The sequence below is a fragment of the Desulfovibrio aminophilus DSM 12254 genome (genome assembly GCF_000422565.1).
Taxonomy (GTDB): Bacteria; Desulfobacterota; Desulfovibrionia; order Desulfovibrionales; family Desulfovibrionaceae; genus Aminidesulfovibrio; species Aminidesulfovibrio aminophilus.
Map to the genome: position 1 here is coordinate 34803 of NZ_KE383876.1, position 13892 is coordinate 48694.

A 13892-nucleotide genomic window follows, 5' to 3' on the forward strand; every position below is an offset into this window, starting at 1 on the left:
GCCTCAGCCTTCCTCATCGATCTCCCGGACTACGCCCCGCTCATCGCCACGCCCTTCACCTCGTCGCTGCGCGCCCACGACGGCGACGCGGACGGGCCCATGGGCGGACTGACCCTGGGCTGGAAGACCGAGGACGGTTGCTTCATCGAGGCCCGCGGCTTCAGCGCCTCCCTGGATGCCGGCCAGGACGACGTGTTCCCCAAGGCGGGCTGGGCGAGCCTGAACGTGGCGGCCGGCGCCTTGTTCGTCGGCGCGCCCGTGCACAGCTCCACCACCCTGCGCGTGGACCAGTTCGGCGGGGAGCTGCTGGCCGGCCGCGACATCCCGGTGAACGAGAACCTGCGCCTGAGCCCCTATGCCGGGTATTTCGGCATGGAGCTGGACCAGCACTACTCCCTGTCCGCCTACCAAATCGCGTTTCCAGGGATCAATATCCAGCAGTATGACCGCCTGAACGCCTCCTACCACGGCCTGACGGCCGGGCTGCGGCTTCAGTACGGCGGCGAGTTCCTCCGCGCGCGGCTGGACGGGAGCCTGGGCGGGGCCCTGGCCCAGGCCCGCTATGACGGGCGGCAGGTGAGTTCGAGCCTCGTCCCGGGCGACTCGGCCGCCTCGGACGACCACTCCGAGATCGCGGCCAGGGCCCGGCTGGAGGGCGGGCTGGACCTGCTCCTGGGTTCCTGGAGCCTGGGCCTGGAAGGCGGGGTGGAATACCTGTCCTACGTGCCCAAGCTCAGCGGCAGCGAGTTTGCGAAGGCCGCGTGCCTGGCCTCCGGCGACTCGCTCTCGGGCAGGCTGGGCCTGAACCTGGGCTACGCCTTCTAGGACGCACGCCCCGGCCGCGAGCCGCCCTATCCCTCCGCCGCCTCCCCGCGCCAGGCCCCCAGCAGCAGGGCCGTGCAGAGCGAGCAGAAGAGCGTGGCCGCGCCGTAGAGCCCGAGGCTCGCGGGCAGCCAGAGCGCCACGAGGATGAGCAGGGCGCCGAACTGCTCCATGGTGGTGGAGCCCAGGCCCGTGCCCAGGATCGTGAAGGACGCCGCCAGGAACAGCGTGTGGGCCAGGAGCCCGGCCGCGAGGCCCAGCAGGGCGGCCCGGGCGAAGGTCAGGGCCGCTCCCTGGACGAGATTCCGCCATCCGGCCAGGAGCAGGGCCGCGAACCAGCTCAGCCCGGCGCGGTACACGGAAAAGCGGTCCGCCGACAGATCCCCGGAGAGGACCACGGCGACCCCGCCCAGTCCGTGGGCCAGGGCGGCGACGAACCACGGAGGCAACGGATTCCGCACCATGCCCCATTCTACCCCGGAAGCCGCGTCCGGGCAAGGCCGTCGCGTCTTTTCCGCGGGTCGGTCAGCCAGCGGGCCTGCGGTTGGTGAGCCAGACCCCGAAGAGGACCAGCACGCCGCCCGTGGCCAGGGAGATGCCCAGGGGTTCGTCCAGGATGAGGTGGCCCAGGATCAGGGCGAAGACCGGCACGAGATTCAGGAAGACCCCGGCCCGCGAGGAGCCGAGCACCTGGATGCCCTTGTAGTACCAGGTGAAGGCCAGGCCCGTGGCGATGGTGCCCAGGAAGATGATGTTGCCCCAGTCCACCGGCCCGGCGCGCAGCGCGTCCTCCCAGACCCCGTTCATCACCGCCGGGGGCAGAAGCATGAGCGTGCCCAGGAAGCAGGACCAGGCCACGGCCGAAAGCGGCGTCATCCGGCGCATGACCATGCCGCCCAGCAGGGAATAGGCCGCCCAGGAGCCCACGCAGCCCAGGATGAAGGCGTCCCCCGGCCGGATTCCGTGGAGGAACAGGCTCAGCGGGTTGCCGCCCGAAAGGATCACCGAGGCCCCCAGGAAGGAGGTCAGGATGCCGCATATCCGCGACAAGCCCAGCCGTTCGCCCTGGAACAGCGCGGCGAACAGGGCCATGACCGCCGGGGTGCAGGCGATCATCAGCGCGGCCCGGCCCGCCGGGACCGTCTTCAGGCCCGAGAAGAACAGGAAATTGTAGAGCGCCACGCCGAAGAAACCGAGCAGGGCCGTGCCGAACAGGTCCCTCAGCGCCAGCCGGGGCAGGCGCTTCTCCTCCCGGCAGACCAGGAAGAACAGAAAGATCGAGGCGGACACGAAGCGCAGGAAGGCCGCCGAGAATGGGCCCATGCTCCGGGCCAGCATCCGGCCCGAGATCCAGGTCGCGCCCCAGATGGCCACCGAGGCCACCAGCAGGACATACACCAGCGTCAGACTGTTCTTCTTCATCGTCTCTTCATCTCTTCGCCGTCGCGTCTTCATCCGCACCCGAGCAGCGCGAAGGCCCGCACGGGCGATCCGTCGCCCCCGGCCAGCGCCAGGGGCGCGGCCAGGAACAGGAAGCCGCGCTCCGGCAGCCGCTCCAGTCCACGCAGGTTCTCGACCAGAACGAGCCCGGCGTCCAGCAGAATCTTGTGCGCGGGCAGCTCCGCGCTCTCCGGGCCGTCCGGCGAGGGCCAGTCCAGCCCCACCCCGCGCAGACCCGCCGCCGCCAGCCTCCGGGCCGCGTCCGCGTCCAGGCGCGGAAACGCCTCGTAGTACGCGGGCAAGCCCCAATGCCGGTCGTGGCCCGAACGCAGCAGCGCGAAGGCCGCGCCGTCGATCCCGTCCAGATCACCGGCCCGGACCACGTCCCGGCCCCGCACGTCGAGCACCACGCCCGGGCCCAGGCAGCGCTCCAGGGGAACGGCCTCCACCCCCGCGCCGCCCGCGAGCACGTGCGCCGGGGCGTCCAGGTGCGTGCCCGCGTGGCCGTTCAGCTCCAGCCGCCGCACCCGATAGCCCTGCACCTCCACCGTGGTCCGCGTCTCCATGAACACGCCCGGATCGCCCGGCCAGACCGGCATTCCCGCCTGCAACGGATGCGACAAGTCCACCACCGCGCCCCGTCGGACGTCCATCTGCTTCTCCCGCGTCATGGTATGGAAACCCCCAGGCGGCCCCCGCCCTTCGTCCCGGGCCTTTTCCCGGGACTCCCGAAGGCGGCGGTAGCGTTTTTCTTGTATAAAGCCAAGCCCGGACACTGGACACGAGCTCGGGAATTTTTTAACAAGCCGGAATACGTACCGAATATCTGCCAGGAGGAGGAAGGAAACTCTCATGGACCGCGACGAGATCCGTCGGACGTTCGAGCAGTTCTTCAACAAGTACAAGAAGACCGAGGGCGACAAGAGCGCTTACTCGGCGGTGTGGTCCACGCTCATGCCGTCGGGCAGTTTCGAGATCAACCTGACCAAATGCCCGCGTGGGACCATCTTCAAGTGCTTCGCCAACGGCGAGAAGGTGAACGAGATCACGGGCTGGGACGCCTTCTTCGCCGCTTCCGGGAAGTTCCAGCAGGACTACCCCGAGCTCTACGACGAGGACGAGTTCTTCCAGAGCATGCAGGACGCGCTCTAACCCTCCGTCGCGCGCCCCGCAACGGCGGTCCCGCCGCCACCCCCAGACGACCGCCTCCGGTCGCCCATCTCCCTTGCGCCCCCCCGGCTTCGCCGGTCTACAGAACAGCCAAGAGACTCCCGATTTTCCGCCTTTCCATGACCCGCCACAGCCTGGAAAGTGGCGTTAGAAAAAATCTAGAATTTCTCTTGATTTTGCATCACGCCGAAACAACAAATCTTTTTTGACCACCCCGGCGCGGCGCGAGAAAGGGGACAATCAGAAGGCGTTGCGCTTGAAGTAGGCCTGGGAGCCGTCCTTGGGCGGGCCCAGGGGCCTGCGCCAGGCGCTCATCTGGCCCTTGACGCAGCCGATGTAGCAGGTGTCGTATTCCCGCTGCTTCCTGATCCGCTCGGTCCAGGCCTTCTGGTCCTCGAGGCCGCCGAAGCGCGGAAACTGGGGACAGCGCGCGATGCATTCCTGCTCCTTGGCCTTCCAGGCCGAGGCGGCGAAACCGTCGTCGGCCATGCCGAGGATCAGGAACAGGACGAAAACGGACAACACGGCGCGCATGGGGCGACCTCCCAGGAGCCTTTTCGGCCGTTCGGGCGGTTCCCTTTACTCCCCGCCCGACGTTCCGCCGTCCTGCTCCACGTTCTGGCGCACCCAGTCCAGGGCCTCGCGGACCACGGCGTCCTCCCGGCGGTCGCGCTCGGACTCGGCGGCCGGAGGCGCGGGCGGAACAGGAGCGGACGGAACAGGAGCGGCCTTCTCAGTACTCCCCTCTTCCGCCTTTCTGAAATCCGCCGAAGGCGGCGACGAAGGCGGCGGCTGGTAGCCCCTGCGTTGAAGCCGGGAAAGGATGATGGCCGCGCGCTTGCGCACGAAGCCGGAGTTCCCGGCCGGATCGAAGCGGATGGGGTTGGGCAGGCTCACGGCCAGACGCACGGCCTGCTCCGTGGACAGGCCGGAGGCGGAGACGCCGAAATGGGCCCGGGCCGCGGCCTCGGCCCCGAAAACCCCGTCGCCCCACTCGACCACGTTGAGGTAGATCTCCAGGATGCGCTTCTTGGACAGCTCGCGCTCCAGCCGCCAGGCCAGCACGGCCTCCTTGATCTTGCGCATGGGGCTCTTGCTGGGCGAGAGCCAGAGGTTCTTGGCCAACTGCTGGCTGATGGTGCTGCCGCCGGCCCGCAGCCGCCCCTCCTCCAGATCCTTTTGCAGGGCGTCGCGCATGGCGTCGAAGTCGAAGCCCTCGTGGGACCAGAACTTGTCGTCCTCGGAAATGAGCACGGCCTTGACCAGCGCGGGCGACATGGACGACAGCGGCGTCCACTTCCACTTCAGGGTCGTCTTGCGGCCCTCGCGCGCCCACTGGTCCTCGCGATAAAGCATGAACGCGGTCTTGCCCGGCTTGGCCTTGGCCAGCCCCTTCACGTCCGGGACCACCGCGTACCACGCCGCCACCAGCAGCACATAGGCCGCCAGCACGGCCAACGCCTTGACCACCCAACCCAGCGCCTTTCGCATGACCGCCGTGTCTCACACCCCCAGCCCCCTGACAACCCCCTTCGGGGGCTTACAGAAAGGCCAAGAGGCTCTCATCTCCCCACCTTTCCGTAAATGGGGGCGGGGCCCCCTGGACGGAGGGAGGCGGGGCGGATAGGGTGGATTCACAAGGCCGCCCGGGCGACCGACCCCTTCCGCGCCCGTCGGACGCGGAAACCCCGACACGCGATCCCCGAGACGGCGGCCCAAGGAGGTTCGACATGGCCGCTGAGACCATCTTCGTCAACACCTTCACCAACGGCATCCTGGGACCGGACGTGCCCATGCTCGGCCCGGTGCGCGACGGCGGCGTCATCGTGGCCAACACGGCCCCGGGCTGCTGGGGTCCGATGCTCACCCCGGCCATCCGGGGCGGCCACGAGGTCTGCCGACCCGTGCTCGTGGAAGGGGCCGAGCCCGGCGACTCCATCGCCATCCGCATCCTGTCCATCGACGTGACCAGCGCGGGCACGGCCTCGGGCAACGACCTGATCCACGGCGACTGCTGCCTGGGCGACCCCTACGTGGCGGGCAAGTGCCCGGGCTGCGGCGCGCTCTACCCGGCGACGCGCGTGGAGGGCACGGGCAAGGGCTGCATCAAGTGCGCGGCCTGCGGGGCCTCCGCCGCGCCCTTCGAATTCACCAACGGCTACACCATCGCCTTCGACGAGACCCGGCGCATGGGCCTGACCCTGGACCGGGCCGCGGCCGAAAAAGCCGCCGCCGAGGCCAGGAAATTCATGGCCACGCCGGACAACTCCATCCAGAATCCGGTGGTGGCCCTGGCCCCCTGCGACATCCCGGGCGTGGCCGCGCGCATGATCCCCTTCGTGGGCCAGCTCGGCGTGGTGCCCGTGCGGCCCACCCCGGACTCGCACAACGCCCAGGACTTCGGCTCCTTCCTCGTGGGCGCGCCCCACGAGTACGCCATCACCCAGGAACAGCTCGCCGACGTGACCGACGGCCACATGGACATCAACCGCGTGCGCGCCGGAGCGGTGCTTATCGCCCCGGTGCGCGTGCCCGGCGGCGGGGTCTACGTGGGCGACATGCACGCCATGCAGGGCGACGGCGAGATCGCGGGCCACACCGCCGACGTCTCCGGCGTCATCGCCATGCGCGTGAGCGTGCTCAAGGGCGTGACCTGCGGCGGCCCGATCATCCTGCCCCTGGCCGAGGACCTGCCGCTCCTGGCCCGGCCCTTCTCGGCCGAGGAAAAGGCCCTGGCCCGGCGCATGGCCGAAGAGCGCGGCGTGACCCTGGAGGAATCCGCGCCCATCTCCTTCGTGGGCAGCGGCCCGACCCTGAACGCGGCCACCGACTGCGCCCTCAAGCGCGCCGCCGCCTTCCTCGACACGACCGTGCCCGAGGTCATGAACCGCGCCACCATCACCGGCAACATCCAGATCGGCCGCAACCCCGGCACCGTCACGGCCACCTTCCTGGCCCCCACGGCCAAGCTCAGGGAAAAGGGCGTCTACGACCTGATCCGCGACCAATACTCCCTCTGACCCCCTTCGGGGGTTTACGGAAAGGCGGGAGAGGGGTTCCTCTGCCGCCTTTTTTGGTTTTCCGGAAACCGACGAAGCCGGCCCGGAGCTTGCGGAATGGACCGGCCCAACGTACCATGCTTCATGCGGCGAGTTTTCCCGAACAGGCGGAACCGCTTCGCTGGAGAGGATGATGACTTACTCGGACAAGCAACTTGAAGCCCTGCTCGACGATCTCGAATCCGACCTTGCCGAACGCAAGGAGTCCTGGAAGGGAGACGCGCCTGATAAGGGAAGACAGTCAATATGCGCCTTCGCCAATGACCTCCCGGGCCATGAAAAGCCGGGAGTCTTATTCGTGGGAGCGAAGGACGACGGCAATCCGAGCGGCTTGGCGATCACCGACGAATTGCTCCGAACTCTTTCCGACATCAAGACGGACGGCAATATTCTGCCCCCGCCGTCGATCATCGTTGAGAAGAGACATCTGAAAAACGCCGACTTGGCGGTTGTTTTCGTGCAGCCGTCAGATGCCCCGCCCGTGCGCTACAGAGGGCGGATATGGCTCCGCGTGGGCCCTCGCCTCTGCCTCGCGACCGCTCAGGATGAACGAGTCCTGAATGAAAAACGGCGGGGCCGCGATCTCCCTTTCGATGTTCAGCCGCTTCCCTCCTGCGATTTGAAGGAACTCAGCAAGCTGCTGTTCGTGGAAGAATATCTGCCCAACGCCTTCGCCCCGGACATCCTGGCCGCGAACCAGCGGAGCTATGAGCAACGGCTGGCCTCATGCCGCATGATCGCCTCGGTGGACTCCCCCATTCCCACGATCCTCGGCGTTCTGGTTCTCGGGCTCACGCCCAGGGATTGGATACCCGGCGCGTATGTCCAATTCCTCCGCATCGGCGGCGCTGAACTCTCCGACCCGATTCTCGACGAAGTGCTCGTGGACGGCCCGCTGGGCCAGCTTCTGCGCAGAATTGATGAAAAGATGGACTCCCACAACCGCACGGGCGTCGACATCACCTCCTCCGACCGGGAAACGCGGACGACGCCCTATCCCCGGGCCGCGTTGCAACAGTTGGTCCGCAACGCGGTGATGCATCGCACTTACGAAAACACGAACGCTCCGGTCCGGATCAACTGGTTCGACGACCGCATTGAAATCCTGAACCCAGGCGGACCATTCGGGACCGTCACGCGGGAGAACTTCGGCCGGCCGGGAATCACGGACTACCGGAATCCCAATTTGGCCGACGCCATGCGGGTGATGGGCTTCGTGCAGCGCTTCGGCGTGGGCATCCAGATCGCGAAGGCGGAACTGCGCAGGAACGGCAATCCGGATCTCCAGTTTTCCATTGAACAGAATTATGTCCTCGCGACCATCAGGAGACGCCCATGAGCATCCCGGTCCTCACCTTCTTCAACAACAAGGGCGGGGTAGGCAAAACCTCCCTGGTCTACCACCTGTCCTGGATGTTCGCGGAGTTGGGGCTCACCGTGGTGGCCGTGGACCTGGACGCCCAGGCCAACCTGACGGCCGGATTTCTCGACGAGGATGAGCTGGAGCAGCTCTGGGACGTGGAAACCGGCGCGCAAACCATCTATCGCGCCATCAAACCGCTCACGGAAGTCGGTGATCTCCTGCTTCCGGAACTCAAGAAAGTGACCCAGGGCCTCTATCTGTTGCCCGGCGACGTGGCGTTGGCGTCTTTTGAAGACACCCTCTCCACCGCTTGGGCCGACAGCATGGGGGACAACAACCTATACCGCCCGTTCCGCATCCTCACGGCCTTCTGGCAAGAGGCGCAACTGGCGGCGGAGCAGGTGGAGGCGGACCTCATCGTCATGGACGTCGGGCCGAACCTGGGCGCGATCAACCGCTCTGCCCTCATCGCCTCCGAATATGTCGCCATCCCCCTGGGGGCCGACCTCTTCTCCCTTCAAGGATTGAAAAACCTCGGCCCCACTCTGCGCTCCTGGCGCGCCTCATGGAAAAAGCGCTTCGAAAACTGGCCCTCCCATAGTTTCGCGCTCCCGGGGGGAGAAATGCGGCCTCTCGGCTACATCGCCCAACAACACAGCGTGCGACTGAGTCGCCCGGTCAAGGCATACGACAAGTGGATCAACAGGATGCCCTCGACCTATCACGACTGCCTGTTGGGCGGGAAGACCACGGCAAGCACTCCATCCGAAGACCCGGACTGTCTCGCCACGCTGAAGCATTACCGCAGCCTCATCCCCATGGCCCAAGAGGCGCGCAAGCCCATTTTCGAGCTGACTTCGGCCGACGGCGCCATCGGCGCTCACGCCCAGGCCGTGGCGGACGCACGCGAGGACTTCAGGGAACTCGCGGAAAAGATGCTCGAAAAAATGGGCCTTTCCCTCTGACCCCCTTCGGGGGTTTACGGAAAGGCGGGAGAGGGGTTCCTCTTCCGCCTTTTTGGTTTTCCGGAAACCGGCCCCCTTCGGGGGTTCACGGAAAGGCCAAGAGGCTTCCGGCTCTTCGCCTTTCTAAACACCCCCGAAGGGGGCGGGGCCGGAGCGCATGCCGTGGACGGGCGTTTCGGAGAGGATCTTCATGTAGACGTCGCCGGTGGAGGGCAGGAACACGAGCTTGCGGCCGCGCGTGCCGCCCACGTTGGAGGCCGTAACCCGCAGCCCGGCCGAGGCCAGGCCGGCGAAGGCCGTGCGCACGTTCTTCATGCCGATGCCGAACTCGCCCTGGACCAGGGAGTTGGCCCCGCCGAAGACCTTCACCTCCAGGTCGGCCATGCAGCGCAGGCTCGCGAAACGGTGAAGCAGCTCCGCGATGGCCGAGTCCACGTAGCGGAACGGGCCGTCGTCCTGGCCCTGCCGGGCGAATTCCGCCCGCGCGGGCAGCAGGGCGTGGAAGGTGGCCCCGACGCCGCGCGAGGGGGAATGGAAGGTCACGGCCACGCACGAGCCCAGGAGCACGTGGACCCGGGCCGGGCTGTCGAAGACCCCGCCCTCGCCGATGCCCAGATGCCGGACCGGAAAGCCTTCAGGCGAAAGGAGCGCGTTCATTCGGCCCCGTCCAGCGGATTTTCCGGCAGGTCGAGGTTGGCCAGGGCGGCCAGCAGATCGGCGGAATCCACCGGCTTGGTCAGGTAGCCGTCGGCCCCGGCGTCATACTGGGAGATGATCTGGTGTTCGGCGTCGTCCAGGCAGGAGAGCATGAGCAGGCGGCAGGCCCCCTCGCGGCCACGGCCGCGCTCCAGGGCCCGTATGCGCCGGGCGGCCTCGATGCCGTCCATGCCGGGCATCATGATGTCCAGGATCACGGCGTCGAAGGGCTCGCCCTGGTCCAGGGCCCGGGCGAAGGCCGCCACGGCCGAGGCCCCGTCCGGGGCGGTCTCGGTCCGCGCCCGTCCGGCCAGCACTCCCGAAAGGAAGCGCAAGGCGACGGGCTCGTCGTCCACCAGCAGAAGTTTCATGCCCCCCCCGGGAATGCGCGATGTTTCAGGCTGTTATCCCAAGAACCCGCGCGGGGCAAGCGGCCGTGCTTGCCCAGCCGGTCCGCATGGTTTATTCGTTTGCTTCCCGTCGCTCATCGTGGAGGATCACAATGCGTCACTGGCTCACCCTGCTCCTGCTCCTGCTCCTGCTCCCCGGCTGCGCCTACTTCAAGCAGCAGCCCGGCGCGGAGGACAAGAACCTCAAGAAGACCGAGACCAAGAACCTCGCCCCGGGCTGGAACCCGGCCTACGACCGGGGCGCGAGCTACGACCGGATCGAGGGCAGGCACACGGTCCGGGACATGTCCGAGTTCCATGCCCAGCCCGGCAAGACCTTCCTGGTCAAGGTCCGCGACTGGGTGGTCGGTCCCGAGGCCATCGTCCCCACCGCCTCCGGCGTGGTCTACCTGGAGCAGCAGGCGGTCCGCGCCATCGAGCTGGAGGGCTACGAGCACGCGCTCTCGGGCAAGGCCGACTATTCCATGGAGATCCACGTGCTCTGCGCGGCTCCGGCCTGTCCGGTCCCGGGCGGCAAGGACCAGGCCCCGGCCCAGACCCTGGCCGTGCCCGACGCCTTCGACGGCAGTTTCCCCTTCGCCTGGGCCAAGGACTACCATTCCTGGGCCCAGCCCGAGGGGGCGAAGCCCGGCTGTCAGGCCCTCATGCTCCTGGCCGTGCACGTGGTCAACGAGGACAAGACCCGCGACGTGTTCGTGGAGCGGCTGGCCGTGCCCGGCTGCCGCGCCGAGCAGGACTGCCCCCTCTCGGCCTGCGGCTTCAACGTCGGCAAGACGCTCTCCGAAAAGCTGGTCGAGCTGTTCTGATCCGGCCGGGGACTGGATGCTGTTCGAGGAATACCGGATCGTCTGCCTGAACAGCCAGGGGCAGCCCCGGCTGACCTTCCGGCTGCGCGGCTGGCACACGGCCCTGGTCGTGTGCCTGCTGGCCCTGCTGTTCGGGACCACGGCCGTGTTCCTGCCCCTGAGCCTGACCAAGGCCCGCGAACGTTCCCTGCTGGACGCCAACCGCCAGGCCGTCATGGAGCAGCGCAAGCGCATCTATGCCGCCTCGTTCCAGCTCAAGTCCATGGAGGACTCCTTCGGCCGCATCGCGGAGTTCGACTCCAAGCTGCGGGTCATGCTCTCCCTGGCGGAAGGCCCGGAACCGGAAGTGGACGGCATGGGCGGCCCCCTGCCCGGCCCCTACCGCAACCCGCTCCAGCTCCTCTACACCCAGTCCCTGCTCCGCGACATGCGCGAACGCCTCGGCGACCTGGAAATCTCCATGCTCCTGGAGGAGGCCTCCCAGCAGACCCTGTTCCACGCCGTGTCCGCGCAGCAGGAACGCCTGGCCCGCATCCCGGTGATCTGGCCCTCGCGCGGCCGGTTCACCTCCCGCTTCGGCTGGCGCGCCTCCCCGCTCACCGGCAAGGGCCGCTTCCACAAGGGCATCGACATCACCGCGCCCACCGGCACGCGCATCAAGGCCACGGCCCAGGGCCGCGTCGTCCTGGCCGAATGGTTCTCCACCTACGGCCAGTGCGTGGAGATCGACCACGGCGGCGGCATCCACACCCGCTACGGCCATATGTCCAAGATCCTGGTCAAGGAAGGACAGACCGTGTTCCGCGGCGACATCATCGGACTCGTGGGCAGCACCGGCCGCAGCGTGGCCCCGCACGTCCACTACGAGGTCCACGTCGGCGGCAATCCCACCAACCCCCTCAACTACATCCTCAAATAGCCCCCCTTCTCCGGCTTCGCCGGTCTACAGAAAGGCCAAGAGGCTCCCGTCTTTTCGCCTTTCTGAAGCGGGCCGAAGGCCCCCCCGGCTTCGCCGGGTTATGGAAAGACGGGGAAGGCTTCCGCCTTCCGCCTTTCTGAAAACCGCTGAATGGAACGGAGAAAGGCGGTCACGGATTCCCAGGGCTGGGGCCAGACTCCGGCCAGGTCGGCCTCGCCGGGCAGTCGCGGCTGGAAGGCCAGGGTGGCGCCGGGCGGCTCGAAGCGGGCGTCCACGCCGGGCTTGTCGCCCCGGGCGTCCACGCGCAGCCAGCCCGCGCCGGGCAGGAGCAGGGCGTTCAGGCCGTGCAGGCCCAGGGGACCGTTCGGCCCGCCCAGGCGCAGGCGCTGGTAGCAGAGCCCGGCCGGGATGCCGTCGGCCCGCAGGAGCGCGGCCAGGAGATGGCTCTTGGCGTAGCACAGGCCCGTGCGCGCGGCCAAAACCTCCGAGGCCCGGCAGGTCACGGGCCCGTCCAGCCCGGCGTCCAGGGTGTGGCTCACCTCGTCGCGCACGAACTCGAAACAGCGCACGGCCGTGGCCGCGAGCCCGCCGCCGGACAGCTTCCGGGCCAGGGCCGCCACTTCGGGATGGTCCAGATCCACCACCTCGGAACCCGCCAGATACGGGGCCAAACCCCGCTTCGAAACTTCGTTGAACACCACTCCCCCGCCTTCGCCCGGCTTCGCCGGATTATGGAACGGCCAAGAGTCTCTCGCCGTTCCCTCCCCCTGTAAAGGCCCCTTCGAGGCTTCACGGAGCGGCCAAGAGGCCCCCGGCTTCCCGGCTTCGCCGGTTCATAAAACGGCCAAGAGGCTCCCGCCTTTTTGCCTTTCTGAAACGGGCCGAAGGCCCCCGGCTTCGCCGGTTCATGGAACAGCCAAGAAGCTTCCGGTTTTTCGCCTTTCTGAAACCCCCCGAAGAGGGCGAAGGGGGCGAAGGGGGGCCGGCGCTCAAAAGCCGAGCCGACAAGGCGCAAACGAAGGCCGGGCCCGACGCGTAGCAAGCCTACGCGAGGGTCCGGCCTTCGCGCGGCAACGCGGTCGGCGCGAGCTTTTCAGCGCCAGATCAGGCCAGGGCGGGGGAACCGACGATAATCTCGCCGTCCTCGTAGCGGAAGTGGACGTTCTCGTATTCCTGGTCCACGAAGAGGTAGGCCGGGCCGATGCTGATCTCGACCCCGGGCATGACCCTGCCGGGCGCGATGACGCGGCAGGAATCCAGGCGTTCGCCCGCGGTGATGCGTTCCCAAATGCGCTTGCGGGCGTCCTCGTAGGTTCTCATGCGGACCCGGCAGTCCTCCATGAGCGGGGCGTATTCCTCGGCCGCGGCCTTGCCCCGGCCCGCCTGCATCTCGTACTGGCGGAGCCGTTCGGCCAGGGCGCGCAGGCTGTAGATCACCAGCCGGTCCTTGTAGAGCAGGCGGGGGTTGTAGCCGAGCACGAGCTGGGTCTCCACCTCGCCCGGCCCGCCCAGGCCGCCCTCCACGCAGACGAAATCGTGGCAGAAGGCCGTACCGCCCATGAACCGGCCGCGCACGTGCAGCCTGCGCCCGGCGTAGAGACGGCTGTGCAGGCAGTGGGCGTCGATGAGCACGTTCAGGCCCGCGTGGACCAGGGCCCGTTCGCACCAGTTCAGCTTGACGGTCTTGCCCGCGTCCAGGAAGCCCTTGCCGCCGCCCTTGACCCCGCCCTCGCAGACGATGGATTCCAGGGCCGTGACCGTGCCCGCGTCCACGTTGCCGCGCACGAGCACGTTCTTGGCCTGGACCTTGAAGCCCGGCATGACCGAGCCGTGGACCACCATGTTGGAGACGAAGGAGACGTTGCCGGTGGAGAAGTCCACGTCCTGGCGCACGTTGAGGAGCTTCTTCACCCGGATGAGCCCGGCGTCGTAGAAGACGTAGCCGTCGTCGGCGGCCAGGAGGCGGTCGGGATTCTCGGGATCGGCCTCGACGCGGAAGCCCTTGGGGAAGAGCTTCTTGGGATAGATGAAGCGCTGGTCCAGCTCGGAGGCGTCGGCCTCGGGCACCTCGACCCATTCGGCCAGGAGGTCGCCCTTGAGCACGTTCTGCACGTAGTTCAGGTTGTAATGGTCCAGCCGTCCGTCCTCGCGCTCGCTGGGGGCGAGCTTGAGGTGGTTGAAGTCCGGGTCGAAATGGTGCTTCAGATAATAGGGCATGGCTCCCCGCTTCTGGATGTGGACC

At 67.7% G+C, this 13892-nt stretch carries 16 protein-coding genes; 7 read left to right on the forward strand and 9 right to left on the reverse strand.

The features are described 5' to 3' along the window. On the forward strand, positions 1 to 825 hold an 825-nt coding region (locus H587_RS0114610; RefSeq protein WP_027176869.1), incomplete at its 5' end, for a hypothetical protein. Positions 826 to 851: 26 nt separating this feature from the next. On the opposite strand, the gene H587_RS0114615 is transcribed toward H587_RS0114610, so the two are convergent. From H587_RS0114615 to H587_RS0114625, 3 genes are all read right to left on the reverse strand, one after another. Then, positions 852 to 1286, reverse strand: a complete 435-nt coding sequence (locus tag H587_RS0114615) for a hypothetical protein (RefSeq protein ID WP_027176870.1) — start codon at positions 1284 to 1286, stop codon at positions 852 to 854. A 61-nt stretch (positions 1287 to 1347) separates the two neighbouring features. Further along, positions 1348 to 2244 carry a DMT family transporter gene (locus H587_RS0114620; protein WP_034609579.1) on the reverse strand — a complete coding sequence of 299 codons (897 nt, stop codon included), beginning with the start codon at positions 2242 to 2244 and terminating at the stop codon, positions 1348 to 1350. A 29-nt stretch (positions 2245 to 2273) separates the two neighbouring features. Further along, positions 2274 to 2915, reverse strand: a complete 642-nt coding sequence (locus H587_RS0114625; protein WP_027176872.1) for a cyclase family protein — start codon at positions 2913 to 2915, stop codon at positions 2274 to 2276. A 199-nt stretch (positions 2916 to 3114) separates the two neighbouring features. Here H587_RS0114625 and H587_RS0114630 point away from each other — a divergent pair, with 199 nt between their 5' ends. Then, positions 3115 to 3414: a hypothetical protein gene (locus tag H587_RS0114630; RefSeq protein ID WP_027176873.1), complete on the forward strand. Its 300-nt coding sequence runs from the start codon at positions 3115 to 3117 to the stop codon at positions 3412 to 3414. 258 nt (positions 3415 to 3672) lie between these two features. On the opposite strand, the gene H587_RS0114635 is transcribed toward H587_RS0114630, so the two are convergent. Next, a complete protein-coding gene (locus H587_RS0114635; protein WP_027176874.1) occupies positions 3673 to 3966 on the reverse strand; it encodes a hypothetical protein in 294 nt (97 codons plus the stop codon). Between the two features lie 45 nt (positions 3967 to 4011). Beyond that, complete coding sequence (gene mtgA, locus H587_RS18995) at positions 4012 to 4923, reverse strand: monofunctional biosynthetic peptidoglycan transglycosylase (protein WP_051202949.1); 912 nt, start codon at positions 4921 to 4923, stop codon at positions 4012 to 4014. A 239-nt stretch (positions 4924 to 5162) separates the two neighbouring features. Between mtgA and H587_RS0114645 the strand changes: the two genes are divergently transcribed. From H587_RS0114645 to H587_RS0114655, 3 genes are all read left to right on the forward strand, one after another. Next, positions 5163 to 6452, forward strand: a complete 1290-nt coding sequence (locus H587_RS0114645) for an acetamidase/formamidase family protein (RefSeq protein WP_027176875.1) — start codon at positions 5163 to 5165, stop codon at positions 6450 to 6452. Between the two features lie 172 nt (positions 6453 to 6624). Next, positions 6625 to 7830 (forward strand): ATP-binding protein, encoded by a 1206-nt coding sequence (locus H587_RS0114650; RefSeq protein ID WP_211219520.1) that lies wholly within the window; start codon positions 6625 to 6627, stop codon positions 7828 to 7830. Further along, positions 7827 to 8819, forward strand: a complete 993-nt coding sequence (locus tag H587_RS0114655) for a ParA family protein (RefSeq protein ID WP_027176877.1) — start codon at positions 7827 to 7829, stop codon at positions 8817 to 8819. The genes H587_RS0114650 and H587_RS0114655 overlap by 4 nt, the downstream gene beginning before the upstream one ends. Positions 8820 to 8942: 123 nt before the next feature. Here H587_RS0114655 and H587_RS0114660 read toward each other — a convergent pair whose 3' ends face one another. Together H587_RS0114660 and H587_RS0114665 are read right to left on the reverse strand one after the other, a co-directional pair. Then, a complete protein-coding gene (locus H587_RS0114660) occupies positions 8943 to 9476 on the reverse strand; it encodes a chemotaxis protein CheD (protein ID WP_027176878.1) in 534 nt (177 codons plus the stop codon). Further along, on the reverse strand, positions 9473 to 9886 hold the full coding sequence (locus H587_RS0114665) for a response regulator (protein WP_027176879.1): 414 nt from the start codon (positions 9884 to 9886) through the stop codon (positions 9473 to 9475). Before H587_RS0114665 ends, H587_RS0114660 begins: the two co-directional genes overlap by 4 nt. 131 nt (positions 9887 to 10017) lie before the next feature. Between H587_RS0114665 and H587_RS20905 the strand changes: the two genes are divergently transcribed. Both H587_RS20905 and H587_RS21295 read left to right on the forward strand, forming a co-directional pair. After that, positions 10018 to 10731, forward strand: coding sequence for a hypothetical protein (locus H587_RS20905; protein ID WP_027176880.1), 714 nt, complete (start codon positions 10018 to 10020; stop codon positions 10729 to 10731). A 16-nt stretch (positions 10732 to 10747) separates the two neighbouring features. Then, positions 10748 to 11650: a M23 family metallopeptidase gene (locus H587_RS21295; RefSeq protein ID WP_027176881.1), complete on the forward strand. Its 903-nt coding sequence runs from the start codon at positions 10748 to 10750 to the stop codon at positions 11648 to 11650. A gap of 98 nt (positions 11651 to 11748) precedes the next feature. Here the strand turns inward: H587_RS21295 and H587_RS19000 are convergent, their stop codons facing one another. Further along, a complete protein-coding gene (locus H587_RS19000; protein WP_211219521.1) occupies positions 11749 to 12348 on the reverse strand; it encodes a transglutaminase-like domain-containing protein in 600 nt (199 codons plus the stop codon). A gap of 406 nt (positions 12349 to 12754) precedes the next feature. After that, positions 12755 to 13867: a FapA family protein gene (locus tag H587_RS0114685; RefSeq protein ID WP_027176882.1), complete on the reverse strand. Its 1113-nt coding sequence runs from the start codon at positions 13865 to 13867 to the stop codon at positions 12755 to 12757. Positions 13868 to 13892 lie beyond the last annotated feature (25 nt).

What these genes read in the sequence shown, in the direction of transcription:
- H587_RS0114630 (WP_027176873.1), top strand. Translation starts at nt 3,115, where the DNA reads ATGGACCGCGACGAGATCCGTCGGACGTTCGAGCAGTTCTTCAACAAG.
- H587_RS0114650 (WP_211219520.1), top strand. Translation starts at nt 6,625, where the DNA reads ATGACTTACTCGGACAAGCAACTTGAAGCCCTGCTCGACGATCTCGAA.
- H587_RS0114655 (WP_027176877.1), top strand. Translation starts at nt 7,827, where the DNA reads ATGAGCATCCCGGTCCTCACCTTCTTCAACAACAAGGGCGGGGTAGGC.
- H587_RS20905 (WP_027176880.1), top strand. Translation starts at nt 10,018, where the DNA reads ATGCGTCACTGGCTCACCCTGCTCCTGCTCCTGCTCCTGCTCCCCGGC.
- H587_RS0114665 (WP_027176879.1), bottom strand. Translation starts at nt 9,886, where the DNA reads ATGAAACTTCTGCTGGTGGACGACGAGCCCGTCGCCTTGCGCTTCCTT.
- H587_RS0114660 (WP_027176878.1), bottom strand. Translation starts at nt 9,476, where the DNA reads ATGAACGCGCTCCTTTCGCCTGAAGGCTTTCCGGTCCGGCATCTGGGC.
- H587_RS0114620 (WP_034609579.1), bottom strand. Translation starts at nt 2,244, where the DNA reads ATGAAGAAGAACAGTCTGACGCTGGTGTATGTCCTGCTGGTGGCCTCG.
- H587_RS0114615 (WP_027176870.1), bottom strand. Translation starts at nt 1,286, where the DNA reads ATGGTGCGGAATCCGTTGCCTCCGTGGTTCGTCGCCGCCCTGGCCCAC.
- H587_RS0114635 (WP_027176874.1), bottom strand. Translation starts at nt 3,966, where the DNA reads ATGCGCGCCGTGTTGTCCGTTTTCGTCCTGTTCCTGATCCTCGGCATG.
- H587_RS0114645 (WP_027176875.1), top strand. Translation starts at nt 5,163, where the DNA reads ATGGCCGCTGAGACCATCTTCGTCAACACCTTCACCAACGGCATCCTG.
- H587_RS0114685 (WP_027176882.1), bottom strand. Translation starts at nt 13,867, where the DNA reads ATGCCCTATTATCTGAAGCACCATTTCGACCCGGACTTCAACCACCTC.
- H587_RS21295 (WP_027176881.1), top strand. Translation starts at nt 10,748, where the DNA reads ATGCTGTTCGAGGAATACCGGATCGTCTGCCTGAACAGCCAGGGGCAG.
- H587_RS0114625 (WP_027176872.1), bottom strand. Translation starts at nt 2,915, where the DNA reads ATGGACGTCCGACGGGGCGCGGTGGTGGACTTGTCGCATCCGTTGCAG.
- mtgA (WP_051202949.1), bottom strand. Translation starts at nt 4,923, where the DNA reads ATGCGAAAGGCGCTGGGTTGGGTGGTCAAGGCGTTGGCCGTGCTGGCG.